This window comes from Kitasatospora sp. NBC_01300, assembly GCF_041435235.1.
In the GTDB taxonomy this organism is placed as follows: domain Bacteria; phylum Actinomycetota; class Actinomycetes; order Streptomycetales; family Streptomycetaceae; genus Kitasatospora.
This window is the reverse complement of record NZ_CP108408.1, coordinates 6,648,177-6,674,422: the sequence shown is the minus strand read 5'-3', so window position 1 is coordinate 6,674,422 and position 26,246 is coordinate 6,648,177. Positions and strand designations below refer to the sequence as shown.

Genomic DNA, 26,246 nt, shown 5'->3' with positions numbered 1-26,246 from the left:
CGACCGCGCCACTTGCCACACCCCCGAGCGGAGATTAGGTTAGGCTCACCTAACTAACTGGAGGTCCGTCATGAGCCTGTCCGCCGGCGACGCCGAGGTGCCCGAACCCACCACCGCCGAGCGCGTCCAGAGCCTGCTCAGCGCGACCTCCTCGCTCACCGTCCGCGCCTGCGGCGAACACCACGACCTCGACACCCCGGTCTCCGTCCACGGCTCCCGGCTACGCCTGCGCGCCCCGCTGGGCGACCCGCTCGCCACCGCCGCCGCCCGCGAAACCGACGGACTCGCCGTCGTCCTGGACGTCACCGACGTCTCCCCCGTCGCCGTCCGCGACCGGATCCGCGCCCGCCTCACCCTGGCCGGCCGACTACACCTGGCCCACCTCGCCGACGACGGCCTCAGCGTCCACCTGCGCGTGGACGTCGCCCACGCCGTCCTCGCCACCCCGTACGGCACCGGCGCGCTCACCGCCGGCGACCTCGCCCTCGCCTCACCCGACCCGCTGGCCCGCTACGAGGCCGCCATGCTCACCCACCTCGCCGACGACCACGCCGACGCCCTCGCCGTCCTCACCCGGCTGCTCGACCCGGACCTGCTCGCCCAGCACCCGGAGGTCCGCCCGCTCGCCCTGGACCGCCACGGCCTGGTCCTGCGCCTGGACCACCCGCACGGCCACCGCGACGTCCGCCTGGTCTTCCCCGAACCGGCCGCCGACACCGAGGACTTCGGGCAGCGGATGCACGAGCTGCTGACCGCCGCCCAGCACGGGCTGCCCGCCCACCGGCTCTGAACCGGCCCACCAGCCCATCGACTTGACGCATCGTCAACTCGCCCGGAGAGCACCCGCCGAGGCCCGGAAACGACAGCGGCCGGCCCGGCTCACGAGAGAAGTCTCGCGAGCCGGGCCGGCCTGGGCGTGTCCCGCGCCCATGTCCACTGCTGCGGCGATCACCCGGTCGAGCGGTCACCCGACATGACCATCCCGGGCGGTCGATTCGCCCCGTAGCAGCGGTGGTTCCTCATCCGACACATCCGGCACATCCGGCAGATCTGTCAGATCCGGTGCATCCGGTACGGGTCAGAGCGCGACGCCGTGGGCCCGCAGGTAGGCGACCGGGTTGATGTCCGAGCCGTACTCCGAGCCGTTGCGGATCTCGAAGTGCAGGTGCGGGCCGGTCACGTTGCCGGTCGCGCCGGAGAGGCCGATCTGCTGTCCGGCCTTGACGGTCTGACCGATCTTCACACCGATCGAGGACAGGTGCGCGTACTCGGCGTAGTGGCCGTCGGCGAGCTTGATCTCGACCTCGTTGCCGTAGGCGCCGCCGTTGCCGGCCTTCACCACGACGCCGTTGCCGACGGCGCGCAGCGGGGTGCCGGTGGAGGCGACGAAGTCCTGGCCGGTGTGGTGGCCGGAGGCCCACATCGAGCCGGCCACGCCGTAGGCGGTGCCCAGCTTCGGGTTGGCCAGCGGGGCGACGAAGGTCGAGGCGGCGGCGACCGGCACGGCGGCGACCGCGGTGGTCGGAGCGGCGGTCTGCAACTGGGTCTGGAGCTGCGCGGACGGCTTGGCCGCCTCGGTCTGGACCTCCAGCTGGGCCTGCGGCTTGGCGGCGGTGGTGGCCGGCGCGGCGTCCTGGGCGGACGGCTGGGCGGGCTTCGCCGGGGCGGCGGGCTTGGCCGGGGCGGCCTGGCCGGCGACCACGAGCTTCTGGCCGGGGAAGATCAGGTCCGGGTTGCCGCCGACGACCTCACGGTTGTGGTCGTACAGCGCCTGCCAGCCGCCGTCGACGTGCTGGGCGTCGGCGATCTTGGACAGGGTGTCGCCGCTGACGACGCGGTAGCTCTCCTGCGAGGAGGCCTGGGCCCGGTCGGCGGGAGCGGCGGCCGGGGCGGCGGTGACCGCGGCGGCCGGCGCGGGGTGCGCCTGGGCGCTCATCGCAGTGACGAGCGGCAGGGCGAAGGAGACACCGGTGACGGCGGTGGCGATCCCGATGCGGGCGGCGCGGGGCAGGGCGATACGACGAGCCTGTGCAGGCATGGAATTTTCCTCTCCGACGCCTGCGAGGTGAGCTGTCGGGTTCGGGCTGGAGTTGCCCGGCCGCACATGCGGCTTCACCCCTAGCCGGCCCTGGATCCGGGTACGCGAAAGCGTGCCGTTTCCGGTCCGGCGACTTACCTGTGGGTCCCCCGCTCCTGCCGTACAGAGTTCGGTGCGAGCCACCGGGCAGCGGCAGGATTCGGCGTTCCACCCGGTGGATCCGTCCGGACTGGCCGGGCGGTCGCTGAACTAAAACCCATCCGTTCGGGTGAAGCAATGTCGATCACTTGAACCGGAAACAACCCCCCGAGCTGCGGTGACCCTCCGAATGATCGGCTGCACCGTACGTGCACAATCCATTCACCGGGCGCCACTGATCCACGACACAGCGCCGATTCCGACGCCGCTGCGCACCCGCCCGCTCACACACCGCGCACCCACCGACACACCCCCCGGTGACCCTTGTCACGTACGCCCCACGGGCGCAGGATCGGCCCGTGGCCACCTCCGAAGCAGGAACACTGCGCCTGGGCACCTCGCGGGGACGCTGGGTCCTCCTCGCGACGGTGCTCGGCTCCAGCATGGCGATGCTCGACGGCACCGTGGTGAACGTCGCGCTGCCCCGCATCGGCACCGATCTCGGCGCCTCCCTCGCGTCCCTGCAGTGGACGCTCAACGCCTACCTGCTCACCCTGGCCGGGCTGATCCTGCTGGGCGGCGCGCTCGGCGACCGGTACGGCCGGCGCCGGGTCTTCCTGATCGGCGTGCTCTGGTTCGCCGCCGCCTCCGCGGCCTGCGCGGCCGCCCCCACCATCCACGTGCTGATCGCCGCCCGCGCCGTCCAGGGCATCGGCGGGGCGCTGCTCACCCCCGGTTCGCTCGCCATGCTGCACGCCGTCTTCCACCCGGACGACCGCTCGGCTGCGGTCGGCCTGTGGTCGGGCCTCGGCGGGGTGTCGGCCGCGGTCGGCCCCTTCCTCGGCGGCTGGCTGGTGGACGGCCCCGGCTGGCGGTGGATCTTCCTGCTGAACCTGCCGCTCGCGGCGGCCGTGGTCGCGGTCACCTCCCGGTTCGTCCCCGAGAGCCGGAACGAGAGCGCCGTCGGCCGCTTCGACGTCCCCGGCGCGCTGCTCGCCGCGCTCGCCCTCGGCGCGATCACCTACGCGCTGACCGCCGCCGGGGAGGGCCTGTCCCCCGAGGTCTGGCTCACCGGCTCGGTCGGCCTGCTGCTCGGCGCGGCCTTCATCGCGGTCGAGCGCCGCACCCCCGAGCCGATGCTGCCGCTCGGCCTCTTCTCCTCCCGGCTGTTCACCGCCGTCAACCTGGTCACCCTCTGCGTCTACGCGGCGTTCAGCGGGGTGTTCTTCCTGCTGGTGGTGCAGTTGCAGATCGTCTCCGGCTTCTCCCCGCTGGTCTCCGGCCTCGCCCTGGTCCCGATCACCGTGCTGATGCTGACCCTGTCGGCGCGCGCCGGGCGGCTGGGCAAGCGGATCGGCCCCCGGATCCCGCTCACCGTCGGTCCGCTGGTGTGCGCCGCCGGGGTGCTGCTGATGCTGCGCACCGGCCCCGACTCCTCCTACTGGGCGGACGTACTGCCCGCCGTCACGGTGCTGGGCTGCGGGATGACCCTGCTGGTCGCGCCGCTGACGGCGACGGTACTGGCCGCCGTCGAGGTCCGGCACGCGGGCATCGCCAGCGGCGTCAACAACGCCGCCGCCCGCGCGGCCAGTCTGCTCGCGGTCGCCGCGCTGCCCTCGCTCGCCGGGCTGAGCGGCGACGCCTACCGGGTGCCGTCCGCGGTGGACTCCGCCTTCCGCACCGCGATGCTGATCTGCGCCGGGCTGCTGGTCACCGGCGGGCTGACGGCCTTCGCCACCGTCCGCGGCAACGTGCTCGCGCCGACGGACCGCCCGGTGGCCGAGCCGGACTGCGAGTGGGCCTGCGGCACCACCCCGCCGCTCGACCCGGGCCACGTCCACACGGACGAGGGCCCCGCCACCGGATCGGCGACAGGGCCCTCAACCAGCTGACGAATCGTCAGAGGATGTCGCCGGGCGCGTACTTGGCGGCCTCCGGGTAGGCGGCGGCGACGGCCTCCACCTGGCGGACCACCTCGGCGACCTGGGCACCGGCCGCACCGGTGAAGGAGAGCCGGTCGGCCAGCAGCGCGTCCAGCCCGGCCCGGTCCAGCGGGATCCGCTCGTCGGCGGCCAGCCGGTCCAGCAGCTCGTTCTCGCGGGCGCCCGCACGCATCGCCAGCGCGGAGGCGACGGCGTGCTCCTTGATGACCTCGTGGCCGGTCTCCCGGCCGACGCCCGCGCGCACCGCGCCCATCAGCACCTTGGTGGTGGCGAGGAACGGCAGGTAGCGGTCCAGCTCGGCCTCGATCACGGCGGGGAAGGCGCCGAACTCGTCGAGGACGGTCAGGAAGGTCTCCAGCAGGCCGTCGAAGGCGAAGAAGGCGTCCGGCAGCGCGACCCGGCGCACCACCGAGCAGGAGACGTCACCCTCGTTCCACTGGTCGCCGGCCAGCTCGCCGGTCATCGAGGCGTAGCCGCGCAGGATGACGGCCAGGCCGTTGACGCGCTCGCAGGAGCGGGTGTTCATCTTGTGCGGCATCGCCGAGGAACCGACCTGGCCCTCCTTGAAGCCCTCCGTGACCAGCTCGTGGCCGGCCATCAGACGGATGGTCTTGGCCAGGCTGGACGGCGCGGCGGCCAGCTGGACGAGGGCGGTGAGCACCTCGAAGTCCAGCGAGCGCGGGTAGACCTGGCCGACGCTGATGAACACGTTGTCGAAGCCGAGGTGCCCGGCGACCCGGCGCTCCAGCTCGGCGAGCTTGTCGGTGTCGCCGCCGAGCAGGTCCAGCATGTCCTGGGCGGTGCCGACCGGGCCCTTGATCCCGCGCAGCGGGTAGCGGGCGATCAGCTCCTCCAGGCGGCGGAAGGCGACCAGCAGTTCGTCGGTGATCGACGCGAAGCGCTTACCCAGGGTGGTGGCCTGCGCGGCCACGTTGTGCGAACGGCCGGCCATGACCAGCTCGGAGTGCTGGGCGGCCAGGCGGGCCAGCCGGACCAGCACGGCCACCGTGCGGTCGCGCACGTGCTCCAGCGACTGGCGGATCTGCAGCTGCTCGACGTTCTCGGTCAGATCCCGGGAGGTCATGCCCTTGTGGATCTGCTCGTGGCCGGCGAGCTCGCTGAACTCCTCGATCCGGGCCTTCACGTCGTGGCGGGTGACCCGCTCACGGGCGGCGATCGAGCCGAGGTCGACCTGGTCGATCACCCGCTCGTAGTCGGCGACGGCGTTCGCCGGTACCTCGACACCGAGGTCCTGCTGGGCCTTCAGGACGGCGAGCCACAGGTGGCGCTCGAGGACCACCTTGTGCTCGGGGGACCACAGCTGGGCCAGGGTCGCCGAGGCGTACCGGGAGGCCAGGACATTGGGGATCTGGGGCTTCGCGCTCACGCTTCGCAAGCCTAACAGCCGAGGTCAGCCGGAACGTCGGCGCACCGGGCGCTCCGACCCGGGCCGGAGCGGGCGGCTCCGACCGGACCCGCCCGACGGCTCAGACCGGGCCCGCCCGACGGCTCCCGCCGGGCGCGGCGCGGCCCGCTGCCGGGCGGCTCACTGGGCGGCGGCCCGGCCGGCCAGCACCGGCAGGACCTGCGCGCAGATCGAGTGCAGCGCGATCCGCTGCTCGTCGGTCATCGCCTCGAAGGCCTGGTGGGTGCGGGCCATCTCGCCGCGGATGCGGTTCAGGATCTCCCGGCCCTCGTCCGTGATCACGACGATCTTCACCCGGCGGTCGCCGGCGGCGGCCTCCCGGTGGGCCAGGCGCAGCGACTCCAGCCGGTCCACGATCCCGGTGACGTTGGACGCGTCGCAGCCCAGCCGTCCGGCCAGCGCCCGCATCGGCACCGGTTCCTGCACCGCGCCGAGCGCCTTGGCCTGCGAGGAGGAGAGCCCGTGCCGGGCGGCGGCCGCCGCGAAGTCCTGGAAATACGCGGCGCCGACGGCGGCCAACGCTTCCATCAACTCGGCGTTGGTCGGTACGGTCGTCGTCGCTGTCGAACCCATGGGGTCAGCGTACGGCCAAGTGCTTCAGCAACTCAAGCTTTGACCACGGCAACCGTCGACGACTTGACCGGAACTGCAGCACCGGCCGGTCGACAGAGCCTAGAGCACCAGCTGATCGAACAGGTGCCGCAGCTCCGGTTCCGGGTCCGCGGTCAGCCCGGTGTGCACCGGCCCCGGCTGGACGATCGCACTGCGCGGAGCGGTCAGCCAGCGGAACCGCTGCCCCGGGCTGTCCCCCGCCGCCGGACCGGCCTCCGGGCCCCCGGCACACACCGCCTCGATCCCGTGCAGCGCCCGCCGCACCCCGTTCACGTCCGCCACCGGGTCGAGCGCCAGCAGCCGGGCCTGGTCCAGGTGCGTGCGCGCGGCCAGGTACCCGTTCTGCCGGCAGTACAGCAGCACCCCGACGTTGACGCACTCACCGCGCTCCACCCGCGGCACCGCGCGGATCACGGCGTACTCGTAGTCGTGCAGCTCGACGGCGGCCGGCAGCGCGGGCGTCCTCGGCTCGGTCATGCGGGCACCTCCGGCAGCCAGTCGCGCGGACCGGCCAGTCGGCCGGTCAGCTGGGCGCGGTACGCGGCGCGCACCGCCTCGGGCGAGTCGAAGCCGGGCTCGTCCAGCAGCCAGACCTCCGGGATCCGCGCCACCGCGCCCTCGATCGCGGCCTCCGCGAGCGGCGCGAGCGCCTTGTCGGCGGCCGTCAGGTCCGGCCGGGCCCGCAGCAGCGCGTGGTCCGAGGCGTCGTACGGGCGGCGCACCCAGGCGGCGGCGCCCGCCCAGTGGTGGTGGAAGATCAGACTCGCGCCGTGGTCGATCAGCCGCAGCCCGCCGGTCGCCACCAGCAGGTTGGGGTTGCGCCAGGAGCGGTCGACGTTGCCGATCAGCGCGTCGAACCAGAGCACCTGGCCGGCCAGCTCCGGATCCACCTCGAAGCAGAGCGGGTCGAAGTTGAGCGCGCCGCTGACGAAGGCCATCCCGAGGTTGGTCCCGCCACTGGCCCGCATCTGGTCCTGGACCTGCTGGTCCGGCTCGCTGCGGGCCAGCACCGGATCCAGGTCGACCGTCACCAGCTCCGGCACCGGCAGCCCGAGCCGCCGGCCCAACTCCCCGGCCAGCACCTCCGCCACCAACGCCTTCCGGCCCTGCGCCGCGCCGACCCATTTCAGCGCGTACAGCCGCCGGTCGTCGGCCTCGACCAGGCCCGGCATCGAGCCGCCTTCTCGCAGTGGCGTCACATAACGGACCGCCGTCACCTCGGGGAGCACGCCCGACAGCCTATCGGTGCCGACCCGTCACCTCCTCCCCTCGGTGCGCCCTCTCCCACCCCTCCACCATCCGCCCCACCCCGGTGGCAGCCCCCGCTGCTCCGTGCGAGTGTGGCGGACAGCAATGGGGACCTTCGCGGTTACGACCTGCACGGCAAAGGGATGAGCGATGGAACGACCTCGGATCCTGATCGTGGGCGGCGGCTTCGCCGGCCTGGAGTGCGCCCGCCGACTCGAACGCAAGCTCGCGCCGTCGGAGGCCGAGATCTCGCTGGTCACACCGTTCAGCTACCAGCTCTACCTGCCCCTGCTGCCGCACGTCGCGGCCGGCGTGCTGACCCCGCAGTCGGTCGCGGTCTCCCTGCGCCGCACGCTGCGCCGCACCCACATCGTTCCGGGCGGCGCGATCGGCGTGGACCCGGCCTCCAAGGTGTGCGTGGTCCGCAAGATCACCGACGAGGTGGTGGCGCAGAAGTACGACTACCTGGTCCTCTCCCCCGGCAGCGTCACCCGCACCTTCGACATCCCCGGCCTGACCGACTACGCCCGCGGGATGAAGACGCTCGCCGAGGCGGCCTACGTCCGCGACCACGTGATCGCCCAACTCGACCTCGCCTCGGCCACCCTGGACCAGCGGGAGCGCGAGTCCCGGCTCCAGTTCGTGGTCGTCGGCGGCGGCTACGCGGGCACCGAGACGGCCGCCTGCCTGCAACGCCTGACCACCGCCGCGTCCCACCGCTACCCGCGCCTGGACGCCCGGCAGATCAAGTGGCACCTGATCGACATCGCCCCGAAGCTGATGCCGGAGCTGGGCGACGCACTGGGCCTGTCCGCTCTGGAGGTGCTGCGCAGCCGCGGGATCGAGGTGTCGCTGGGCGTCTCGGTGGCCGAAGTCGGCGCCGAGTCGGTCAAGTTCACCGACGGCCGGGTGCTGCCCTGCCGCACCCTGATCTGGACCGCCGGGGTCGCCGCGAGCCCGCTGATCGGCACGCTGGACGCGGAGACGGTCCGCGGCCGGCTCGCGGTGACGGCGGAGATGCGGGTGCCGCAGTTCGAGAACGTGTTCGCGCTGGGCGACGCGGCCGCCGTGCCGGACCTCGCCAAGGGCGACGGCGCGGTCTGCCCGCCGACCGCCCAGCACTCCGCCCGGCAGGGCCGCGTGGTGGCCGGCAACGTGATCGCCGCGCTCCGCAACCAGCCTCTGGAGCCCTACTACCACAAGGACTTGGGCCTGGTGGTCGACCTGGGCGGCAAGGACGCGGTGTCCAAGCCGCTCGGCGTGGAGCTGCACGGGGTGCCGGCCCAGCTGGTGGCCCGCGGCTACCACCTGATGGCGATGCGCACCAACGCGGCCAAGTTCCGGGTGGGCGCCAACTGGCTGCTCAACGCGACCGCCGGGGACGACTTCGTCCGGACCGGCTTCCTCGCCCGGCAGCCCGCCAGGATGCGCGATTTCGAGTACACCGACGCCTACTTGACGAAGGACCAGGTCCGGGCGCACGCCCAGGCCCTGCTCGCCAAGGGTTGAGCCACCCGGCGCCCGCCTCCGGAACCGGTCCGGAAACGGGCACCGGGCATCGCGTCACAACGGCCCGGCGTCGTGACAACCGGGCGTCACGACACCCCCGCGTCAAGACGTCACCGCGCCGCCAGGTACATCCCGCTCGCGTCCTGCCCCGCCGTGTTGCGGCACGCGTAGTCGCCGCTGCTCTGCCCCCACAGCAGGGTCAGGCAGCGCCCGAGCGCCTGCTGCCCGTAGTAGTTGGGGTGCATCGACTCCTGCAGCACGCCCTGGGTGGAGTTGAGGCCGCCGTCCAGGAAGCGCGCCCATTCGCTGGTGGTCGCGGACGGTCCGGCGGTGGCGGTCGGCTGCCGGGTGGCCGTCGAGCAGACCTCGCGGCCCTGCAGCATGTCGGAGAGGTCGAGGAACTGGGCGCCCTTGGACGACGCGACCCCGGCCAGCGACTTGGAGATCTGCGGCACCATCGAGTCGCGCGCCCAGTCGGCGTCACCGTCCCAGAACGGGCAGCCGCCGGTGTTCGAGCGGGTCCAGCCGCTCTCCGGGTAGCGCATCTCGGCGCTGCGCGGGATCGGCGAGGGGTAGGACTGCAGGACGAGGCGGTAGTCCCCCTGCGCGTAGCCGGCCCCGGCCATCACCGCGCGGATCTCGTCGATCGCCTTGCCGACCCCGGCCATCGCCGTGGGCATCTTCGAGTCGATCGAGGACTGCGCGGAGTCGTGGCAGTAGGAGTACCAGATGAGGTAGTCCTGGACGCAGTTGGAGATGATGCCGCCGAAGCCGAGGTCGTTGCCGCCGATCGACAGCGTGATCAGCTTGACGTTGTTCTGCCGTGCCACGGTGGCGAGTTGGTCGGCCTGCGGGGCCTCGCCCTTGAGCGTCTGGCCGCCGTTGGCGGCGCGGAAGATGTTCGCGGTGACGGCGCCGGAGCAGGCCAGGTTGATCTCGTTCTGCGCGCCGGTGGAGGCGCTGAGCACCTCGGCGACGTCGGAGCGGTCGCAGCCGCTCGCGGCCGTGGGGCCGTAGATCCGGGAGGCGTCGGCGGAACTGCCGTTCCAGGCGCGGTCGGTACCGGCCCGGCTGCCGCTGGTGCCGGCGGCGTTGCCCATCCAGCGGCCGGCCTCGCCGGAGATGTAGCTGTCGCCGAGCGTGACGCTGGCGGTGGGGCCGCCCGGTGCGGCGAGGGGTACCGAGGGGGCCGCGGCGGCCGACGCGGCGGTGGCGAGGCCGCCGGCCATCAGACCGCCGGCGGCCAGCGGGAGGGCGAGGGCCGCGGTGAGCAGCCGTCGGCGGAGTCGAGGGGCACTGCGGGTGATGCTCGAACTGTTTTCGGGCACGGCGGAACTCCTGCGGCTCGGTCTCCCCGTGCGGTGGGGACGGGGAGACGCCTAGGTGAGGGTGGGCCGCCGGCCGGTGGCGCGATGAACATGACATGCCCGCACTGGTTACCGCTAGGTATCTGCACCAGGTTTCCCGCTTTGTTACCGCCGGGTTCAGACCAGCGGAGCACCGGGTTCAGACCGGCGGGACGAACGGGTCGAACCGGACCGGAGCAGCCCGGTTCACACCAGCCGCGAACCGGCCCCGCCCGCCCCCAGCACGGCCGCCAGGTCCTCGGCCAGCCGCCGCGCGTCCGCCGGTTCCAGCTGGGCCACGGTGAGCCGCAGCCCGGGCGGGGACTGGACGCGGTAGCGCGCGCCGGGCGCCGCGACCCAGCCGCGCTGCACCAGCGCCACCAGCGCGGAGGTCTCGTCCGGCACCGGCACCCAGACGTTCAGCCCGCTCTCGCCGTGCGCCTCGATGCCGCGCGCGGCGAGCTCGCCGAGCAGCGCGTCCCGGCGGGCCCGGTAGACGCCGGCCACCCGGGCGACCGGCACCGCGTCGGTGCGCCACAGTTCGGCGACGGCCCGCTGGAGCAGGTGGCTGACCCAGCCGGCGCCCAGGCGCAGCCGCCCGGTGACCCGCCCGATGGTGTCCTGGTCGCCGACGGCCACCGAGAGCCGCAGGTCCGGGCCGTACGCCTTGGCCGCCGAGCGCACCACGGCCCAGTGCCGTGCGCCGGCGCCCACCAGCGAGTGGTACGGCTGGTCGACCATGCCGTGCCCGTGGTCGTCCTCGATCAGCAGCACGCCGGGGTGCTCGGCCAGGACGGCCCGCAGTTCCTCGGCCCGGCGGGCGGTGAGCGCGGCGCCGGTCGGGTTCTGCGCCCGGCTGGTGACCACCACCGCGCGGGCGCCCTCGGCCAGCGCGGCGGCGAGCGAGTCGGGCAGCGGGCCCTCGTCGTCCAGCCGGACGGGCGCGGGCCGCAGGCCGAGCGCGGGCAGCAGGTCGAGCAGGCTGCCCCAGCCCGGGTCCTCGACGGCGACGGCGTCGCCGGGGCGCAGCCGGATGGCGAGGATGCGCTCGATGGTGTCGAGCGAGCCGGAGGCGACGGCGATCGGGCCGCCGGGCAGGCCGTCGGCCTCGAAGGAGGCGCGGGCGAGCGCGAGCAGCCCGGGGTCGATGGCCGGGTGCCCGTACAGGACGGGCTCGGCACGGGCGGCCCCGGCGGCGGCCGCGAGGACCGGGGCGAGGTCGGGCAGCAGCGCCGGGTCGGGGTTGCCGCCGGACAGGTCGCGGGCGTGCGGGGGGACGGGGACGCGGATCTGGTCGCGCGGGGTGAGCGCGGGCCTGGGGAGGATCCGGCTGCCCTTGCGGCCGGCGGTCTCGATCACCCCGCGGTCGCGGAGCAGCCGGTAGGCGGCGGCGACGGTGTTGGGGTTGACGCCGAGTTCGGCGGCGAGGTGGCGCAGCGGGGGCAGCGCGGTTCCGGGGGCGAGGCGCCCGGTGCTCACGCCCTGTTCGATGTGGGACGCGATTTCGCTGGCGCGTCGCCCTTTCAGCGGATAGTCTCCTAGCACAAAGCAAATTATGCACTAGTACATAGAGGTTGTCATGTCGGCCCCTTCAGAAGGCTCCGCCAGCTACTCCCGCACCCCCCGCACCACCCCCACCCGCTACAAGGACCGCGCCACCTGGGAGCAGGAGGCGATCCACGACATCCTCGACCACGCGTACATCTGCCACCTCGGCTTCGTCGCCGACGGCGCCCCCGTCGTCCTGCCGACCATCTACGCCCGCGTCGGCAGCCGGCTGTACGTCCACGGCTCGACCGGCAGCCGTCCGCTGCGCAACGCCTCCGCCGACCAGGGCCTGCCGGTCTGCCTCACCGTCACCCTGGTCGACGCGCTGGTGCTGACCAAGTCCGCGTTCAACCACTCGGTCAACTTCCGCTCGGTCATCGCGCACGGCACCGCCCACCAGGTCACCGACCCCGAGGAGCTGGACGTCGCGCTGGCCGCGCTGGTCGACCACGCGATCCCCGGCCGCTCCACCGAGGTCCGCCCGGCCAACGCCAAGGAACTCGCCGCCACCGCCGTCCTGCGGCTCGACCTGGACGAGGTCTCGGCCAAGACCCGCGCGGACGGCGCCGACGACGACCCGGAGGATCTCGACCTGCCCCACTGGTCCGGCCTGATCCCGGTCACCACCGTGCACGGCACCCCCGAGCCGGCCGACTCCACCACCGTCCCGCTGCCCGCGCACCTGCGCGGCTACCCCCGCTGACGGAGGGCCCGCCGATGCTGATCAGATCCTGGGACCGCGGCGACGAACAGGAGTGGCGCGCCTGGCTGGCCGAGGGCCGCGACTTCGGCCTGCTCGCCGCCAACGGCGGACCGGGCGAGGGCCCGGTGCTCGTCCCGACGCACTTCCTGCTGGACGCCGAGCGCGGCGAGATCCTGCTCCACCTCGCCACGCCCAACCCGCTGCTGGCCGCCGTCCGGGCCGACCCGCAGGTCACCCTCGCGGTCACCGACGACTACGCCTTCGCGCCCGGCCACTGGCGCGGCGAGCCGGGCACGCCCACCAGCTACTACGCCTCCGTCCACTTCCACTGCACCGCCGAGCTCGTCGAGTCCGCGGCGGGCAAGGCGGAGATCCTCAACCGCCAGCTGGCGCACTTCCAGCCGGAGACGCCGGACACCCGGGTGGTGCCCGGCGAGGGCGAGTTCTCCCGGCTGCTCCCCGGCGTGCGCGGGCTCCGCCTGACGGTCCGCGAGGTGCGGGCCAAGTTCAAGTACGACGACAAGAAGCCGGCCGACGCCCAGCACGCGATCGCCGACCGGCTGGCCGAGCGCGAGGCCGACCGGGCGGACGCCCCGCACCCCCGGCGCGACCAGGACGCCGCCGCCCGCACCCAACTGCTGCGCCGGCACCGGCGGCGCGTCAGCTGACCCGGGCGCACCGGGCGACCAGGGGGCGCGTCAACTGCCCCGGCAGGCGCACCGGCTGGCCCGGGGGCGCGTCCGCCCGTTCACGCTCCCGGCGCGAACGGCCCATCGCGCTCCTGATGACTGCCCCTGACTGACCCCGAATCACCCGATCGGCCCCCAATTCGAGCAGGGCGGCCCCGCCGCTGCTCGAATGTGAGACGAGTCCTGCCCACTCGGCCGTCAGAGCGGGCCCGTCCACCTCGGGGAGCGCGCTTGTCCACACTCAACAGCCATCGGGCGGGCGAGGCCCACCTCGGGCACGTCATCTTCATCTCCGCCGCCGCCGCGATGGGCGGGTTCCTGTTCGGCTACGACAGCGCGGTGATCAACGGTGCGGTGACGGGCATCCAGAAGCACTTCGCCGTGGGCAACGGCGAAACGGCCTTCGTGGTGGCCATCGCGCTGCTCGGCTCGGCGGCCGGCGCGGTGGCCGCCGGCCGGCTCGCCGACCACCTCGGCCGGGTCCGCACCATGCTGCTGGCCGCCGGCCTGTTCGCGATCAGCGGCCTCGGCTCGATGTTCCCGCCGAGCATCCAGGTGCTGGCCACCTGGCGCGTGGTCGGCGGCATCGCGATCGGCATCGCCTCGGTGATCGCGCCCACCTACATCGCCGAGGTCGCGCCGACCGCCTACCGGGGCCGGCTCGCCTCCTTCCAGCAGATGGCGATCGTGCTCGGCATCACCGTCTCCCAGCTCGCCAACTGGGCGATCAACCAGGCTGCCGGAGGTGAGTCCACCGGCCACCTGGGCGGCATCCAGGCCTGGCAGTGGATGCTCGGCGTGGAGACCATCCCGGCCCTGGTGTACGGGCTGATGGCGCTCGCCATCCCGGAGTCGCCGCGCTACCTGATCGCCGACCACCGGGAGGACCAGGCCCGCAAGGTGCTGCGCGAGGTGGAGGGCGAGGACGTCGACCTGGACGCCCGGGTCGCGGAGATCCGCGCGGTGCTGGAGTCCTCGCACAAGCCCCGGCTCAAGGACCTGCTCGGCGGGCGGTTCGGCCTGCTCCCGATCGTCTGGGTCGGCATCGGGGCCTCGGTGTTCCAGCAGTTCGTCGGCATCAACGTGATCTTCTACTACTCCTCGTTCCTCTGGCAGTCGGTCGGCATCAACGAGTCCAACTCGCTGCTGATCAGCCTCTCCACCTCCATCATCAACGTGATCGGCACGGTGATCGCGATGGCGCTGGTGGACCGGATCGGCCGCAAGCCGCTCGCCCTGGCCGGCTCGATCGGCATGGCGCTCGCGCTGGGCACCGCCGCCTGGGCGTTCTCGTACCGGCAGGGCACGGGGGACACCGCCACCCTCGACAACACCCACGCCACCGTCGCCCTGGTCGCGGCGCACGTCTTCGTGCTCTGCTTCGCCTTCTCCTGGGGCGTGGTGGTCTGGGTCCTGCTCGGCGAGATGTTCCCCAACCGGATCCGCGCGCTCGCGCTGTCCGTCGCCGCATCGGCCCAGTGGATCGCCAACTGGGCGATCACCGTCACCTTCCCCAACCTCGCCGACTGGAACCTGTCGGCGACGTACGTCATCTACGCGGCCTTCGCACTGCTCTCCATCCCGTTCGTGGCCTTCTGCATCAAGGAGACCAAGGGCCGCGCCCTGGAGGAGATGGGCTGAGCCCGCCCCCGCCGAGTCCCCCGTCGAGTCCCCGCCGCATCCGGCCCGACCCACCGCGAGGAACCCATGCCTGACCAGGGCGGCTCCCGGCAGAACGTCGCCTTCCCGAGCAACGGCCGTACCGCGCACGGGTACCTGGCCCGCCCGCCCCAGGGCGTCGGGCCGGGCCTGGTCGTGGTGCAGGAGTGGTGGGGCCTCACCACGCACGTCGCGACGATGGCCGACCGGTTCGCCGCCGAGGGCTTCACCGTGCTGGCCCCCGACCTGTTCGGCGGCGCCACCACCCACGACCGCACCGAGGCGGCCCGGCTCACCCGCGAACTCCCGGTCGAGCGGGCCGTCGAGGACCTCTCCGGGGCCGTCGACCACCTGCTCGCCCTGGAGGGCGTGGTCGGCGACGCGGTCGGCGTGGTCGGCTTCTGCATGGGCGGCGGCTTCGCCCTGCTGCTGGCCGCCCGGGAGGGCGACCGGGTCGCCGCGGTGGTGCCCTTCTACGGCCTCCCGCCCGACCCGGACTTCGACTACCGGGGCCTGACCGCCCACGTCCTGGGGCACTACGGCGAACGGGACGGCTCGATCCCGATGGCCGCCGTCGACGAGGCCGCGATCCGGATCGGCGAGGCCACCGACGTCCGCCCCGAGATCCACTTCTACCCGGCCGGCCACGCCTTCATGAACGACGAGAACCCGCTCGGCACCTACGACCCGCTCCAGGCCGCGACCGCCTGGCGCCGCACCCTCACCTTCCTCTGGGGCCACCTGGGCTGATCCCGTCCCAGCCGTGAAAACCCGTTGGACAGCCGTACGAACCGCGGCCATAGTCGCCAGGTGCCGACCCGACCTCCACGCCCCCGCCGCCTCGCCTGGGCGAGCCGCAACTTCCGCATCCAGACCGCCGCCACCGTGGTCAGCGGCCTCGGCAACGCCGGTGCCCCCATCGCCACGGCCTTCGCCGTGCTCGGCCACGGCGGCACCACGTCCGAGGTCGGCTACGTCACCGCCGCCCGGCTGCTGCCCACCGTCCTGCTCCTGGTGGTCGGCGGCGCCCTCGCCGACCGGATGCCCCGGCACCACATCATGGTCGCCGCCAACCTGTTCAGCGGCCTGTCCCAGGTCGTCCTGGCGGCGCTGGTGCTGGCCGGGAACATCCAGCTCTGGCAGCTGATGCTGCTCTCCGCCGCCGGCGGCGCCGGGTACGCGCTCTACTCCCCCGCCTCCGGCGGCATGATGCTGCAGGCCGTCGCCCCGGAGCACGCCGCCCGGGCCTTCTCGGTGTTCCGGATGGGCCAGAACGCCTCCCAGATCGGCGGCGCCGCGCTCGGCGGCGCGCTCACCGCCGCCGTCGGCCCCGGCTGGGTGCTCGCCCTGGACGGCGCCTGCTTCCTGGTCGCCGCCTCGCTCCGGTTCTTCCTGGAGGCCGAGCAGGCGCCCGCCCCGCAGGGCCACAGCATGCTGCGCGATCTGCGGGAGGGCTGGCGGGAGTTCGCCTCCCGCCGCTGGCTCTGGGTGATCGTGGCGCAGTTCTCCGTCCTGGTCGCCTGCATCGGCGCGGTCGAGTCGGTGTACGGGCCGACGGTCGCCAAGGAGCGCCTCGGCGGGGCGTCCGACTGGGGCCTGGCGATGGCCGCCTACGGCGTCGGACTGGTGGTGACCGGCGTGCTGATGGCCCGCTGGCGGCCGCGCCGGATCCTGCTGGTCGGCAACTGGGGGGTGTTCCTGTTCGGCGTGCCCGCCCTGGCGCTGGCGGCGGAGGCACCGCTGCCGCTGCTCGCCCTCGCGATGTTCCTGTCCGGGGTCGGCGTCACCGTCTTCGGCGTCAACTGGATGATCGCGCTCCAGCAGGAGATCCCCGAGGAGATGTTCTCCCGGGTCGCCGCGTACGACGAACTCGGCTCCTTCTCGCTGTCCCCGATCGGCATCGCGCTGGCCGGACCGGCGGCCACGGTGCTCGGCCTCTCGGGCGCGCTGTGGGCCTGCGCCGTCGTCTGCCTGGTGCTCAGCGCGGTCGTGCTGCTGGAGCCTCAGGTCCGCCGGCTGGCCCGCAGGAGCACCGTCGACGCACCGGTGGCCGCCGCCGAGCCGGTGGCCGCGCCGTGAGCGCCCCGTGCGCCCCGCGTGCGCCCGGCCGTACGCAACCACCGGTACGCCAGGTTCGTCCGACCAGGTAAGTCACACCACCGTCTCTGGGGGGCCACTGGTGCCGAAGCCGCTGTTGTTCCTGGACGTCGACGGGGTGCTCAACCCGGTCTGCCCGCACCCCGACGCCGGGTTCGACACCCACACCCTGTTCGGCTACTCGGTGCTCCTCTCCGCCCGACACGGCGCCTGGCTGCGCGAGCTGGCCGGCACCTACGAACTCGTGTGGGCCACCACCTGGGAGGAGCACGCCAACACGCACATCGCCCCGGCGATCGGCCTGCCCGCCCTCCCGCTGGTCCGCTTCACCGGTGACGTCCCGCAGCCCGGTGACCCGCGCGTCCCGCTGATGGAGCTGCTCTCGGCCCGCAAGTGGGCCCCACTGCTGCGCTACGCCGCAGGCCGCCCGTTCGCCTGGGTGGACGACGTCATCCCGCCGCGGCTGGTCCGCAACTCCCTCTGGCGCCGCGACCGCCTGCTGCTGCCGATCGACCCGGGCCCGGGCCTGGAGCGCCGGCACGTCGACCGCCTGCTCGCCCGTCCGCCGCGCACCCCGGCCGGCCGCCTCCCGCTCAGGGGGTCGGCAGCCAGCTGACGTGCCCGGCGAGCAGCGCGTACCCGACGAAGGCCACCGTGTCGATCAACGCGTGCGCCGCGACCAGCGGCATCACCCGCCCCCAGCGCCGGTAGAGCAGGCAGAACACCGCCCCCATCACCATGTTGCCGACCAGCCCGCCGACCCCCTGGTACAGGTGGTACGAGCCGCGCAGCACCGAACTCGCCACCACCGCCGCCGGCCACGACCAGCCCAGCTGCCCGAGCCGGCGCAGCAGGTAGCCGAGGACGACGACCTCCTCCAGGGCGGCGTTCTGCCACGCGGAGAGCACCAGCACCGGGATCCGCCACCACACGTCCGGCAGCCCGGACGGCGCCACCGTCAGGTTGAAGCCGGCCGCCTGCGAGGCCAGGTACAGCACCAGCCCGGAGCCGCCGATCGCGGCCGCCACGGCGGCGCCCCGGCCGAGGTCGCGCAGCTTCTGCCCGAGGTCGAAGCCGAGCACCCGCAGCGCGGCGCCCTCGCGCACCAGCAGGTACCCGACCAGCACCACCGGCATCAGCCCGCGCCCGATGTAGTACAGCTGCCACACCAGGTCCAGCCAGGGCCGGCCGGGCGCCCGCGAACCGTTCAACGTGGCGACCTGCTGGCCGAGTTGGATCGGTTCGGTGAGCGAGGCCGCGAAGCTGATCAGCGCGCTGACGCCGCTGGCCCCGAGGGAGAGGCCAAGGACGATCAGCAGTTCCACGCCGAGCAGCCGGCGCGTGGGCTTCGCGGTCTCCGGTGCGGTCGGGAGGGTGGTCACGGGGGCTCCAGCGGGGCGGGCGTCGCTCCGGCCGTCGGCCGACCGCCGGAACGGTCATCCTGACACAGCGGTCCGGCTACCCGACCGGCCAGGTGTGCACCGGCTCACCGGTGCGCATGTGCTCGATGTAGCGCCTGGTCATCGCGGCGAGCGCGGCCGGGCGGTCCATCCCGTACTGCTCGCGCAGCCGGTGGAAGGTCGCGCTCTGCCAGGCCGCGCCGTTGGTGCGGCGCAGGCAGCGCTGCTCGATGATCCCCAGGTAGCGGTCCCGGTCGGCGGGCTCCACACCCCACTCGTCCAGGCCCTGGTGGGCCATCGGCAGCAGTTCGTTGAGCACCAGGTCGACGGCGGACACCGTGGTCAGCCCGCCGCCGCGGCCCGCCCGGCCCGCCCGCGGCCACTGGAACACCGCGTCGATGCCGTAGCGGGCGCCCTGCCGGAAGTTCTCGTCGGCCCGCTCGAACGGCAGCCGGGTCCAGACCGGCCGGGGCTGCTCGGCGAGCACCCGGACCAGCCCGTAGTAGAAGGCGGCGTTCGCGAGCGTGTCGGCCACCGTCGGCCCGGCCGGCAGCGCCCGGTTCTCCACCCGCAGGTGCGCGATCCCGCCCGCGATGTCGTACACCGGCCGGTTCCAGCGGTAGATCGTGCCGTTGTGGAGCCGCATCTCGGCGAGCCGGGGCGCGCCGCCGGAGGCGAGCACCTTCAGTGGGTCCTCGTCGTCGCAGATCGGCAGCAGGGCGGGGAAGTAGCGCAGGTTCTCCTCGAACAGGTCGTACGCCGAGTCCACCCAGCGCTCGCCGAACCAGGTGATCGGCCGGACGCCCTGCGCCTTGAGTTCCGCCGTACGGGTGTCACAGGCCTGCTGGAACAGCACCGGACGGGTCTCCCGCCACAGCTCCCGCCCGAACAGGAACGGCGAGTTGGCGCCGAGCGCGAGCTGCGCCCCGCAGATCGCCTGGGCCGCGTTCCACACCGAGGAGAAGCGTTCCGGGGTCACCTGCAGGTGCAGTTGCAGGGAGGTCGCGGCGGCCTCGGCCACCATGGTGATGGTCTCCAGCTGGAGGTGTTCGACACCCTCGATGTCCAGCGCGATGTCCTCGCCGCGGGCGGCCAGGATCTGGTCGCTGAGCAGGCTGTAGCGCGGGTTGTGGGAGATCGCGTCCAGGCCGGTGTGACCGTGCTCCAGGGTCGGCAGGATCCCCACCATGACGATCCGGGCACCGGCCTCGGCGGCCCGCCGGTCGGCGTAGCGCAGCCCGGTTTCGAGCTCCTCGCGCAGGTCCTCGAAGACGTGCCCGCACAGCCGGTGCGGCACGATGTTCACCTCGACGTTGAACTGGCCCAGTTCGGTCTGGAAGTCGCTGGAGCCGATCGCGCTCAGCACCTGCGCGTTGCGCAGTGCCGGCAGGCCGTCCTCGTCGGCCAGGTTGAGCTCGATCTCCAGGCCCATGACCGCCCGCGGCCGGTCGAACCGGTCCTCGCGCAGCATCCGCCCCAGCGCGTCGAGGCAGGCTTGGAGCTTGCGCCGGTACAGCTGCCGGTCCGCCAGATCAGCACGAGTCGCCACGACCTTCTCGCCCACGGTCCCCTCCTCCTGAGACACCGGCCGACCCGACCGTGCAAGCATCATGCCCACCTCGAAGATCGATACCCGAATGCTTGTACTGGCTTGCAATGCAAGGAAACTGACGGATATTCAGCAGATCTGCCGACTTGCCCGGCGCCACCGCCTGTGATAAACAGGTCACCCTGCGCACCTGTTCGATAGAATTCGCACTGCGCTCCGGCCGGCCCGCTCCGCCTCGAACCCCTCGTCGACGGCGGCGACCGCGCCGGCACCGCGATCATGCACAACCGGACACGGCCAGGTCCCGTCACCGATGACACGCCGCGCCACGCCGGTATGCCGCACTCGCACGCCGATCTCGCACGGAGAGGCGGACCCCGCCATGACTCTGCAGACCCCCCAGCCCCCGCCGAGCGCCCTGCGCGCCGTCCTGGCCGCACTCGACTCGGAGACCGCGCTGCGCCAACCCGCCGCCGCAGCACTGCGCCATCCGGTCGGCACGCTGCTCCCCACGCACCCGCTCGCCGTCCACGTCCTGGACGGGCCGCGCCCGGAGCTGCGCGCCGCCCGCCGGACGGGCTGGCGCTTCCTGATCAAGGACGGCGCCGAGGTCGCCGCCGCCGCCGAGGTCGTCCAGGCCGTCGAGGGCCACACCTTCTCGCACTTCACCGCCGGCCCCTACCTCGACTCGACGGTCCGGGCGCTGCGCCAGGCCTGGCAGCTCGCCCAGGGCTCCCGGTCCCGCCAGCAGCCCCGGCTGCTGACCTTCCCAGGGCAGTACGCGACGGCACTGTGGCTGCACGGCCCCGACACCGACCCGGCCGCCGACCAGCTGATCCCGCTGGCCCCGGCCCCGCTCGGCGTCACCGCGCACCGCGCCTACCCGGCCGGCGAGCTGCTGCCGCTGCTCGCCCGGGCGCCGCTCGCCAAGCCACTGCTGCTCGGCTCCTCCTGAGCCGGCCCCACGCCGCCGGGCCGCCGGGCCACCACCCGGTGGCCCGGCGGCGTGCGCGTCGCCCTCGCCCGCCCGAACCACCCGGACGGGCCATCCGCCCTGACCTCCTCGGGCCATGCCGCAGCTGACCCATCGGTGCACCTTTTCCCGTCGGACCCACCTGAACGGGTGATCTCTACCCGGGAGTTGTGGCGCATGTCACGAAATCCCTGCGCGCACGACCGCAGATGCCGACACTGGGAACCAGCGTGGAAGGACCACCTGTCCTACCCACTTGAGCGCCGGTCCACACCTGGTCGGTGCGCGGACAGGATCCGGCTACCGCGGCGGCTCCCGACGGCTCCGCCGGCGGCCGCACCACGGGGGAGGATCGCAGAGCGAAGCGAGGGTACGTATGTGCCAGCACCGTCCTGAGTGCCCGTCGGCCGAGTCCGAGGACCGCGAGGCGGCCGTCACGGTGGCCTGCCACCCGGAGCAGGGCTGGAGCCTGCTCTGCAACGGCGTCGTGCTGTTCGAGGACACCGGAGAGCTGCTGCCCGACGGCCGGGTGATCGCACCGCGCCGCACCGTCGCCCACGCGGCCTGACCGCACCGGCGGGGGCAGCCGCCGGACGACGACAACGGGCAGGGCCCCGACGGTACGTGCCGTCGGGGCCCTGCCGTACGTCCGGTCGGATCAGACGCCGTACTCCTCCAGCGGCGGGCAGGAGCAGACCAGGTTGCGGTCGCCGTACGCGCCGTCGATCCGGCTGACCGGCGGCCAGTACTTGTCCGCCGGGTTCACGCCCGCCGGGAAGACCGCCTCCTGCCGCGAGTAGCCGTGCGCCCAGTCGCCGGCCAGCTCGGCGGCGGTGTGCGGGGCGTTGCGCAGCGGGTTGTCCGCGGCCGCCCACTCACCCGAGCCGACCTTGTCGATCTCGGCCCGGATCTCGATCATCGCGTCGCAGAACCGGTCGATCTCGTGCAGGTCCTCGGACTCGGTCGGCTCGATCATCAGCGTGCCGGCCACCGGGAAGGACATCGTCGGCGCGTGGAAGCCGTAGTCGATCAGGCGCTTGGCGATGTCGTCCACCGTCACGCCCGTCTCCTTGGTCAGCGGGCGCAGGTCGATGATGCACTCGTGCGCGACCAGCCCGCCGGGGCCGGTGTAGAGCACCGGGAAGTGCGGTGCCAGCCGCTTGGCGATGTAGTTGGCGTTCAGCACCGCGACCTGGGTCGCGCGCTTGAGGCCCTCGCCGCCCATCAGCCGGACGTACGCCCAGGAGATCGGCAGGATGGCCGCCGAGCCCCACGGCGCCGCCGAGATCGGGCCGACCCCGGTGGCCGGGCCGGCCTCCGGCTGCAGCGGGTGGTTCGGCAGGTACGGCGCCAGGTGGGCGCGCACCGCGACCGGGCCGACGCCCGGGCCGCCGCCGCCGTGCGGGATGCAGAAGGTCTTGTGCAGGTTCAGGTGCGAGACGTCCGCGCCGAACTTGCCCGGCTTGGCGAGGCCGACCAGGGCGTTCAGGTTGGCGCCGTCCACGTACACCTGGCCGCCGGCCTCGTGCACCAGGGCGCAGATGTCGGTGATCTGGGTCTCGTACACGCCGTGGGTGGACGGGTAGGTGACCATCAGCACGGAGAGGCTGTCCCGGTGCTGCTCGATCTTGGCCTTCAGGTCCTCGACGTCCACGTCGCCGTCGACCAGGGTCTTCACCACGACCACGCGCATGCCGGCCATCACCGCGGAGGCCGCGTTGGTGCCGTGCGCGGAGGACGGGATCAGGCAGACGTCGCGCTGGGTGTCACCGTTGGCGTGGTGGTAGGCGCGGACGGCCAGCAGGCCGGCCAGCTCGCCCTGCGAGCCCGCGTTCGGCTGGATCGAGACGGCGTCGTAGCCGGTCACCTCGACCAGCTGGCGCTCCAGCTCGCGGATCAGGCTGAGGAAGCCCTGGGCCTGCTCGATCGGCGCGAAGGGGTGCAGCTGGCCGAACTCCGGCCAGGTGACGGCCTCCATCTCGGTGGTCGCGTTGAGCTTCATGGTGCAGGAGCCCAGCGGGATCATGCCGCGGTCCAGCGCGTAGTCCCGGTCCGACAGGCGGCGCAGGTAGCGCAGCATGGCGGTCTCCGAGCGGTGGCTGTGGAAGACCGGGTGGGTCAGGTACTCGTCCTGGCGCAGCAGCGCGGCCGGCAGCGCGTCGGCGCCCTCGGCGACCTCGACCGCGGGGACGCCGAACGCGGCCCAGACGGCGGCCAGGTGCTCGCGGGTGGTGGTCTCGTCGGTGGAGACCGAGATCCGGTCCGGGCCGTCCTGGTGGACGTTGACGCCGTTGGCGCGGGCGGCGGCCGCGATCTCGGCGGCACGGCCCGGGACGACGGCGGTGACGGTGTCGAAGAACTCGCCGTGCAGCAGCTCGACGCCGCCGGCCCGCAGGCCCTCGGCGAGGGCGGCCGCGTAGCGGTGGGTGCGGCGGGCGATGTCGGCCAGGCCGTCCGGACCGTGGTAGACGGCGTACATCGAGGCCATGACGGCGAGCAGCACCTGGGCGGTGCAGATGTTGCTGGTGGCCTTCTCGCGGCGGATGTGCTGCTCGCGGGTCTGCAGCGCCAGGCGGTAGGCGCGGTTGCCGTCGGCGTCGACCGAGACGCCGACCAGGCGGCCGGGCAGCGAGCGGGCGTACTCGGCGCGCACCGACAGGTAGCCGGCGTGCGGGCCGCCGAAGCCCATCGGCACGCCGAAGCGCTGCGAGGTGCCGCAGGCGATGTCGGCGCCGAGCGAGCCCGGCGAGGCGAGCAGGGTCAGCGCCAGCAGGTCGGCGGCGACCGCGACGATCGCGCCGAGGCCGTGCGCCTGCTCGATGACCGGGGCGAGGTCGCGGACCACACCGGTGGCGCCCGGGTACTGGAGCAGCACGCCGAAGACGCCGCGCTCGGCGATCTCGGCCGGGATGCCCTCGGACAGGTCGGCGACGACGACCTCGACACCGGTCGGCACCGCGCGGGTGTTGATCACCGCGGTGGTCTGCGGCAGGGTCTCGGCGTCGACCAGGAAGACGCCGCCCTTGACCTTGGTGACGCGGCGGGCCAGCGCCATCGCCTCGGCGGCCGCGGTGCCCTCGTCGAGCAGCGAGGAGCCGGAGGTCGGCAGGCCGGTCAGGTCGGAGACCAGGGTCTGGAAGTTGAGCAGCGCCTCCAGGCGGCCCTGGGAGATCTCCGGCTGGTACGGCGTGTAGGCGGTGTACCAGGCCGGGTTCTCCATGACGTTGCGCAGGATCACCGGCGGGGTGAAGGTGCCGTAGTAGCCCAGGCCGATCATCGGCTGGAGCACCTGGTTGCGGCTCGCCAGCTCGCGCAGTTCGGCGAGCACCTGGGCCTCGCTGCGGCCGCCGGGCAGGTCCAGGCCGGTGATGGAGCGGATCGCCTCGGGAACGGCGGTGGCGGCGAGTTCGTCCAGCGAGCCGTAGCCGATGGACGCCAGCATCTTCTGCTGCGCGGCGTCGTCGGGGCCGATGTGGCGGTTCTCGAAGGGGCTGGCCAGCTCAAGCTCGGTGAGGGTCGAGGCGCCGGTGGGGCGTCCCGCGTTCGGCTGGGCGTTCATGGTGGTCGAGGCCTCCTGGTCACGGACCGGCGGGGGTGCGCACGCCGGCCGGCCGGAGCCGCTGCGGACAGCGGCTCGACCCGGGCGGGCGAACCCGACAGGCCTCCCCCTCTGTCATCGGGACCTGAGAGCTTCACCCGCACGGCGCGCTGTGGGCACGCCGCCGGCTTGCACCGTCGGTGAGGGTGGTGCCCGTCGGCTCCCTGCCGACGGTCCTGCCCTGCTTTCCAGAGTGACCTAGCCCACACGGTACGGATGCCTGAGAGATTCCGGGGAGGAGTTGCTCCTTCGGCGCCCCGACCAGCACTTTCCGTGGCCGGGGACTCTCCCGAGCGGGCTCGGCGGTCGCCGCCCAGGGTACCAGCGGCAGGCCCCCCGATCACGGTCGCGTCGGGCCACTCCGGGTCTACGCGCGTCCCCCGGACGGTCCAGCCCGGAGCCCGTCCGGCGCACCCCGGTCGCGCCCGTCCGATTCATGGCCTTTGGTGTGAAGTGGCAGGCGGAACGGGTGCTCCGGCCACGGTCCTGCGGGAGTTCCGCAGGCGCAGCGCACTGGAGGAAAGAGTGCAAACCGATATCGATCCCCGGGACCTCATCGGCCACAAGGCGGTCGACCGCAACGGAGACAAGATCGGCACGGTCGACGAGGTCTACCTGGACGACGCCACCGGCCAGCCGGAGTGGGCGGCCGTCCGGACCGGCATCTTCGGCCGGGACGCCTTCGTCCCGCTCACCACCAGCGAGTTCTCCGGCGACGAGCTCCGGGTGCCGTACGACAAGTCGCTGGTGAAGGAGTCGCCGGACTTCGGCGTCGGCCAGCACCTGTCGCCCGCCCAGGAGCTCCAGCTCTACCGCTACTACGGCCTGGACACCCCGGCGAACGGCCGCCCGGTCGGCCGGGACGGCGACCGGACCGTCGGCCGCGAGAGTGACCGGCCCGTCGACCGCGAGAGTGACCGGTCGGTCGGCCGGGACGGCGACCGCCCCGCGCGCCCCGACCTCGACTTCGGCACCACCCCGGCGGCCGAGCCCGTGAAGCCCATCGCCTTCCACACCCTCGACCCCGCCCCGACCACCACCCCCGCCGACCCCACCGGCACCGCGACGGAGGTCAACGTGCGGACCCTCAACACCCCCGCACCCGCGGCCGCCCACACGACGACCGAGCCCAAGCCGCAGCCCGCCCCGATCGTGACGACCACCGCGACCACGAACTCGGCCGTGGCCCCGCCGGCCTCGGAGCGTTCGACCGGCCCGGCTTCGTCGTCCCCCAACGGCCCGGTGGAGATCACCTGCCGCGAGGAGCGTCTGGACATCACCACGGACTGGCACGTCGTGGGCACCGCGAAGCTGCGCAAGTACGTGACCAGCGAGCAGGTCGAGCGCCGCGTCCCGGTGGTCCGCGAGCGCGTCCGGGTGGAGCGGATGCCGGTGAGCGAGGCCGAGCGCGCCTCACTCACCGAGAAGGAGATCGCCGAGGCGGTGGAGGAGGTCACCCTGCGCGAGGAGCGCCCGGTGGTCCGCAAGTACCTCACCCCGATCGAGCGGGTCCGCCTGGTGGTGGAGCGCTACACCGCCGAGGAGGTGATCCGGGACGAGCTGCGCCGCGAGCACGTCGAGATCCACGACAACACCGCCGCCGCCCCGACGACCCCGGTGGCCACCCCGGCGGCCGAGGCCCCCCGCCCGGCCGTGCTGCGCCCGTTCGCCTGACCCCTCGCTCCCAGGGCCCCGGACCCCTCGGTCCGGGGCCCTCGGCATGCCTCCGTCCCGGTCGCCGCCCGGCCGGAATCCTTCGATTTTGCCAAA

At 73.3% G+C, this 26,246-nt stretch carries 22 protein-coding genes, 1 pseudogene and 2 riboswitches; of the genes and pseudogenes, 13 read left to right on the top strand and 10 right to left on the bottom strand.

Annotation, left to right across the window (positions count from 1 at the left end; genetic code table 11):
* The first annotated feature begins 70 nt into the window (after window positions 1-70).
* Window positions 71-790: a DUF2470 domain-containing protein gene (locus OG556_RS29160; protein WP_371521323.1), complete on the top strand. Its 720-nt coding sequence runs from the start codon at window positions 71-73 to the stop codon at window positions 788-790.
* A gap of 288 nt (window positions 791-1,078) precedes the next feature.
* On the opposite strand, the gene OG556_RS29155 is transcribed toward OG556_RS29160, so the two are convergent.
* Complete coding sequence (locus tag OG556_RS29155; protein ID WP_371521321.1) at window positions 1,079-2,038, bottom strand: peptidoglycan DD-metalloendopeptidase family protein; 960 nt, start codon at window positions 2,036-2,038, stop codon at window positions 1,079-1,081.
* A 2-nt stretch (window positions 2,039-2,040) separates the two neighbouring features.
* A riboswitch (cyclic di-AMP (ydaO/yuaA leader) is annotated at window positions 2,041-2,223 on the bottom strand.
* A gap of 312 nt (window positions 2,224-2,535) precedes the next feature.
* Here OG556_RS29155 and OG556_RS29150 point away from each other — a divergent pair.
* Window positions 2,536-4,068, top strand: a complete 1,533-nt coding sequence (locus OG556_RS29150) for an MFS transporter (protein WP_371521318.1) — start codon at window positions 2,536-2,538, stop codon at window positions 4,066-4,068.
* Window positions 4,069-4,075: 7 nt separating this feature from the next.
* On the opposite strand, the gene purB is transcribed toward OG556_RS29150, so the two are convergent.
* The 4 genes from purB to OG556_RS29130 all read right to left on the bottom strand — a co-directional run bounded on the left by purB (window position 4,076) and on the right by OG556_RS29130 (window position 7,386).
* Window positions 4,076-5,506: an adenylosuccinate lyase gene (gene purB / locus OG556_RS29145; protein WP_371521316.1), complete on the bottom strand. Its 1,431-nt coding sequence runs from the start codon at window positions 5,504-5,506 to the stop codon at window positions 4,076-4,078.
* Between the two features lie 159 nt (window positions 5,507-5,665).
* Complete coding sequence (locus OG556_RS29140) at window positions 5,666-6,118, bottom strand: MarR family winged helix-turn-helix transcriptional regulator (RefSeq protein ID WP_371521313.1); 453 nt, start codon at window positions 6,116-6,118, stop codon at window positions 5,666-5,668.
* A gap of 99 nt (window positions 6,119-6,217) precedes the next feature.
* On the bottom strand, window positions 6,218-6,634 hold the full coding sequence (locus OG556_RS29135) for a DUF3037 domain-containing protein (RefSeq protein WP_350879042.1): 417 nt from the start codon (window positions 6,632-6,634) through the stop codon (window positions 6,218-6,220).
* Complete coding sequence (locus OG556_RS29130) at window positions 6,631-7,386, bottom strand: HipA family kinase (RefSeq protein WP_079136059.1); 756 nt, start codon at window positions 7,384-7,386, stop codon at window positions 6,631-6,633. The genes OG556_RS29135 and OG556_RS29130 overlap by 4 nt, the downstream gene beginning before the upstream one ends.
* Window positions 7,387-7,555: 169 nt before the next feature.
* Between OG556_RS29130 and OG556_RS29125 the strand changes: the two genes are divergently transcribed.
* The gene (locus tag OG556_RS29125; RefSeq protein ID WP_371521309.1) at window positions 7,556-8,914 is read left to right on the top strand and encodes an NAD(P)/FAD-dependent oxidoreductase; all 1,359 of its coding nucleotides are present in this window, start codon (window positions 7,556-7,558) and stop codon (window positions 8,912-8,914) included.
* 110 nt (window positions 8,915-9,024) lie between these two features.
* Here the strand turns inward: OG556_RS29125 and OG556_RS29120 are convergent, their stop codons facing one another.
* Complete coding sequence (locus tag OG556_RS29120) at window positions 9,025-10,242, bottom strand: GDSL-type esterase/lipase family protein (RefSeq protein WP_371521306.1); 1,218 nt, start codon at window positions 10,240-10,242, stop codon at window positions 9,025-9,027.
* Between the two features lie 225 nt (window positions 10,243-10,467).
* Complete coding sequence (locus OG556_RS29115; RefSeq protein ID WP_371521303.1) at window positions 10,468-11,805, bottom strand: aminotransferase class I/II-fold pyridoxal phosphate-dependent enzyme; 1,338 nt, start codon at window positions 11,803-11,805, stop codon at window positions 10,468-10,470.
* A 34-nt stretch (window positions 11,806-11,839) separates the two neighbouring features.
* Here OG556_RS29115 and OG556_RS29110 point away from each other — a divergent pair, with 34 nt between their 5' ends.
* The 6 genes from OG556_RS29110 to OG556_RS29085 all read left to right on the top strand — a co-directional run bounded on the left by OG556_RS29110 (window position 11,840) and on the right by OG556_RS29085 (window position 17,572).
* A complete protein-coding gene (locus OG556_RS29110) occupies window positions 11,840-12,511 on the top strand; it encodes a pyridoxamine 5'-phosphate oxidase family protein (protein ID WP_371521300.1) in 672 nt (223 codons plus the stop codon).
* A 14-nt stretch (window positions 12,512-12,525) separates the two neighbouring features.
* On the top strand, window positions 12,526-13,179 hold the full coding sequence (locus tag OG556_RS29105) for an FMN-binding negative transcriptional regulator (protein ID WP_371521297.1): 654 nt from the start codon (window positions 12,526-12,528) through the stop codon (window positions 13,177-13,179).
* Window positions 13,180-13,431: 252 nt separating this feature from the next.
* Entirely contained in the window at window positions 13,432-14,841 is a 1,410-nt protein-coding gene (locus OG556_RS29100; protein WP_371521294.1) for a sugar porter family MFS transporter, read from the top strand.
* 66 nt (window positions 14,842-14,907) lie between these two features.
* The gene (locus OG556_RS29095) at window positions 14,908-15,609 is read left to right on the top strand and encodes a dienelactone hydrolase family protein (protein WP_371521291.1); all 702 of its coding nucleotides are present in this window, start codon (window positions 14,908-14,910) and stop codon (window positions 15,607-15,609) included.
* A gap of 60 nt (window positions 15,610-15,669) precedes the next feature.
* On the top strand, window positions 15,670-16,938 hold the full coding sequence (locus OG556_RS29090) for an MFS transporter (protein ID WP_371521288.1): 1,269 nt from the start codon (window positions 15,670-15,672) through the stop codon (window positions 16,936-16,938).
* 97 nt (window positions 16,939-17,035) lie between these two features.
* Entirely contained in the window at window positions 17,036-17,572 is a 537-nt protein-coding gene (locus OG556_RS29085) for an HAD domain-containing protein (RefSeq protein WP_371522971.1), read from the top strand.
* Here the strand turns inward: OG556_RS29085 and OG556_RS29080 are convergent.
* The gene (locus OG556_RS29080) at window positions 17,550-18,338 is read right to left on the bottom strand and encodes a CPBP family intramembrane glutamic endopeptidase (RefSeq protein WP_371521284.1); all 789 of its coding nucleotides are present in this window, start codon (window positions 18,336-18,338) and stop codon (window positions 17,550-17,552) included. The two genes, OG556_RS29085 and OG556_RS29080, sit on opposite strands and share 23 nt — an antisense overlap.
* A gap of 76 nt (window positions 18,339-18,414) precedes the next feature.
* Window positions 18,415-19,920 (bottom strand): glutamate--cysteine ligase, encoded by a 1,506-nt coding sequence (locus tag OG556_RS29075; RefSeq protein WP_350879027.1) that lies wholly within the window; start codon window positions 19,918-19,920, stop codon window positions 18,415-18,417.
* 367 nt (window positions 19,921-20,287) lie between these two features.
* Between OG556_RS29075 and OG556_RS29070 the strand changes: the two genes are divergently transcribed.
* A complete protein-coding gene (locus OG556_RS29070) occupies window positions 20,288-20,860 on the top strand; it encodes a hypothetical protein (protein WP_371521282.1) in 573 nt (190 codons plus the stop codon).
* A 394-nt stretch (window positions 20,861-21,254) separates the two neighbouring features.
* Window positions 21,255-21,446 (top strand): DUF5999 family protein, encoded by a 192-nt coding sequence (locus tag OG556_RS29065; protein WP_371521280.1) that lies wholly within the window; start codon window positions 21,255-21,257, stop codon window positions 21,444-21,446.
* A 90-nt stretch (window positions 21,447-21,536) separates the two neighbouring features.
* Here OG556_RS29065 and gcvP read toward each other — a convergent pair whose 3' ends face one another.
* Window positions 21,537-24,437, bottom strand: a complete 2,901-nt coding sequence (gene gcvP / locus OG556_RS29060; protein WP_371521278.1) for an aminomethyl-transferring glycine dehydrogenase — start codon at window positions 24,435-24,437, stop codon at window positions 21,537-21,539.
* Window positions 24,438-24,674: 237 nt separating this feature from the next.
* A riboswitch (glycine riboswitch) is annotated at window positions 24,675-24,778 on the bottom strand.
* Window positions 24,779-25,001: 223 nt separating this feature from the next.
* Here gcvP and OG556_RS29055 point away from each other — a divergent pair.
* Together OG556_RS29055 and OG556_RS29050 are read left to right on the top strand one after the other, a co-directional pair.
* Window positions 25,002-25,364, top strand: a pseudogene (locus tag OG556_RS29055) (PRC-barrel domain-containing protein); the annotation flags it as partial.
* Between the two features lie 105 nt (window positions 25,365-25,469).
* Window positions 25,470-26,150: a DUF2382 domain-containing protein gene (locus OG556_RS29050; protein WP_371522969.1), complete on the top strand. Its 681-nt coding sequence runs from the start codon at window positions 25,470-25,472 to the stop codon at window positions 26,148-26,150.
* Window positions 26,151-26,246: the final 96 nt, after the last annotated feature.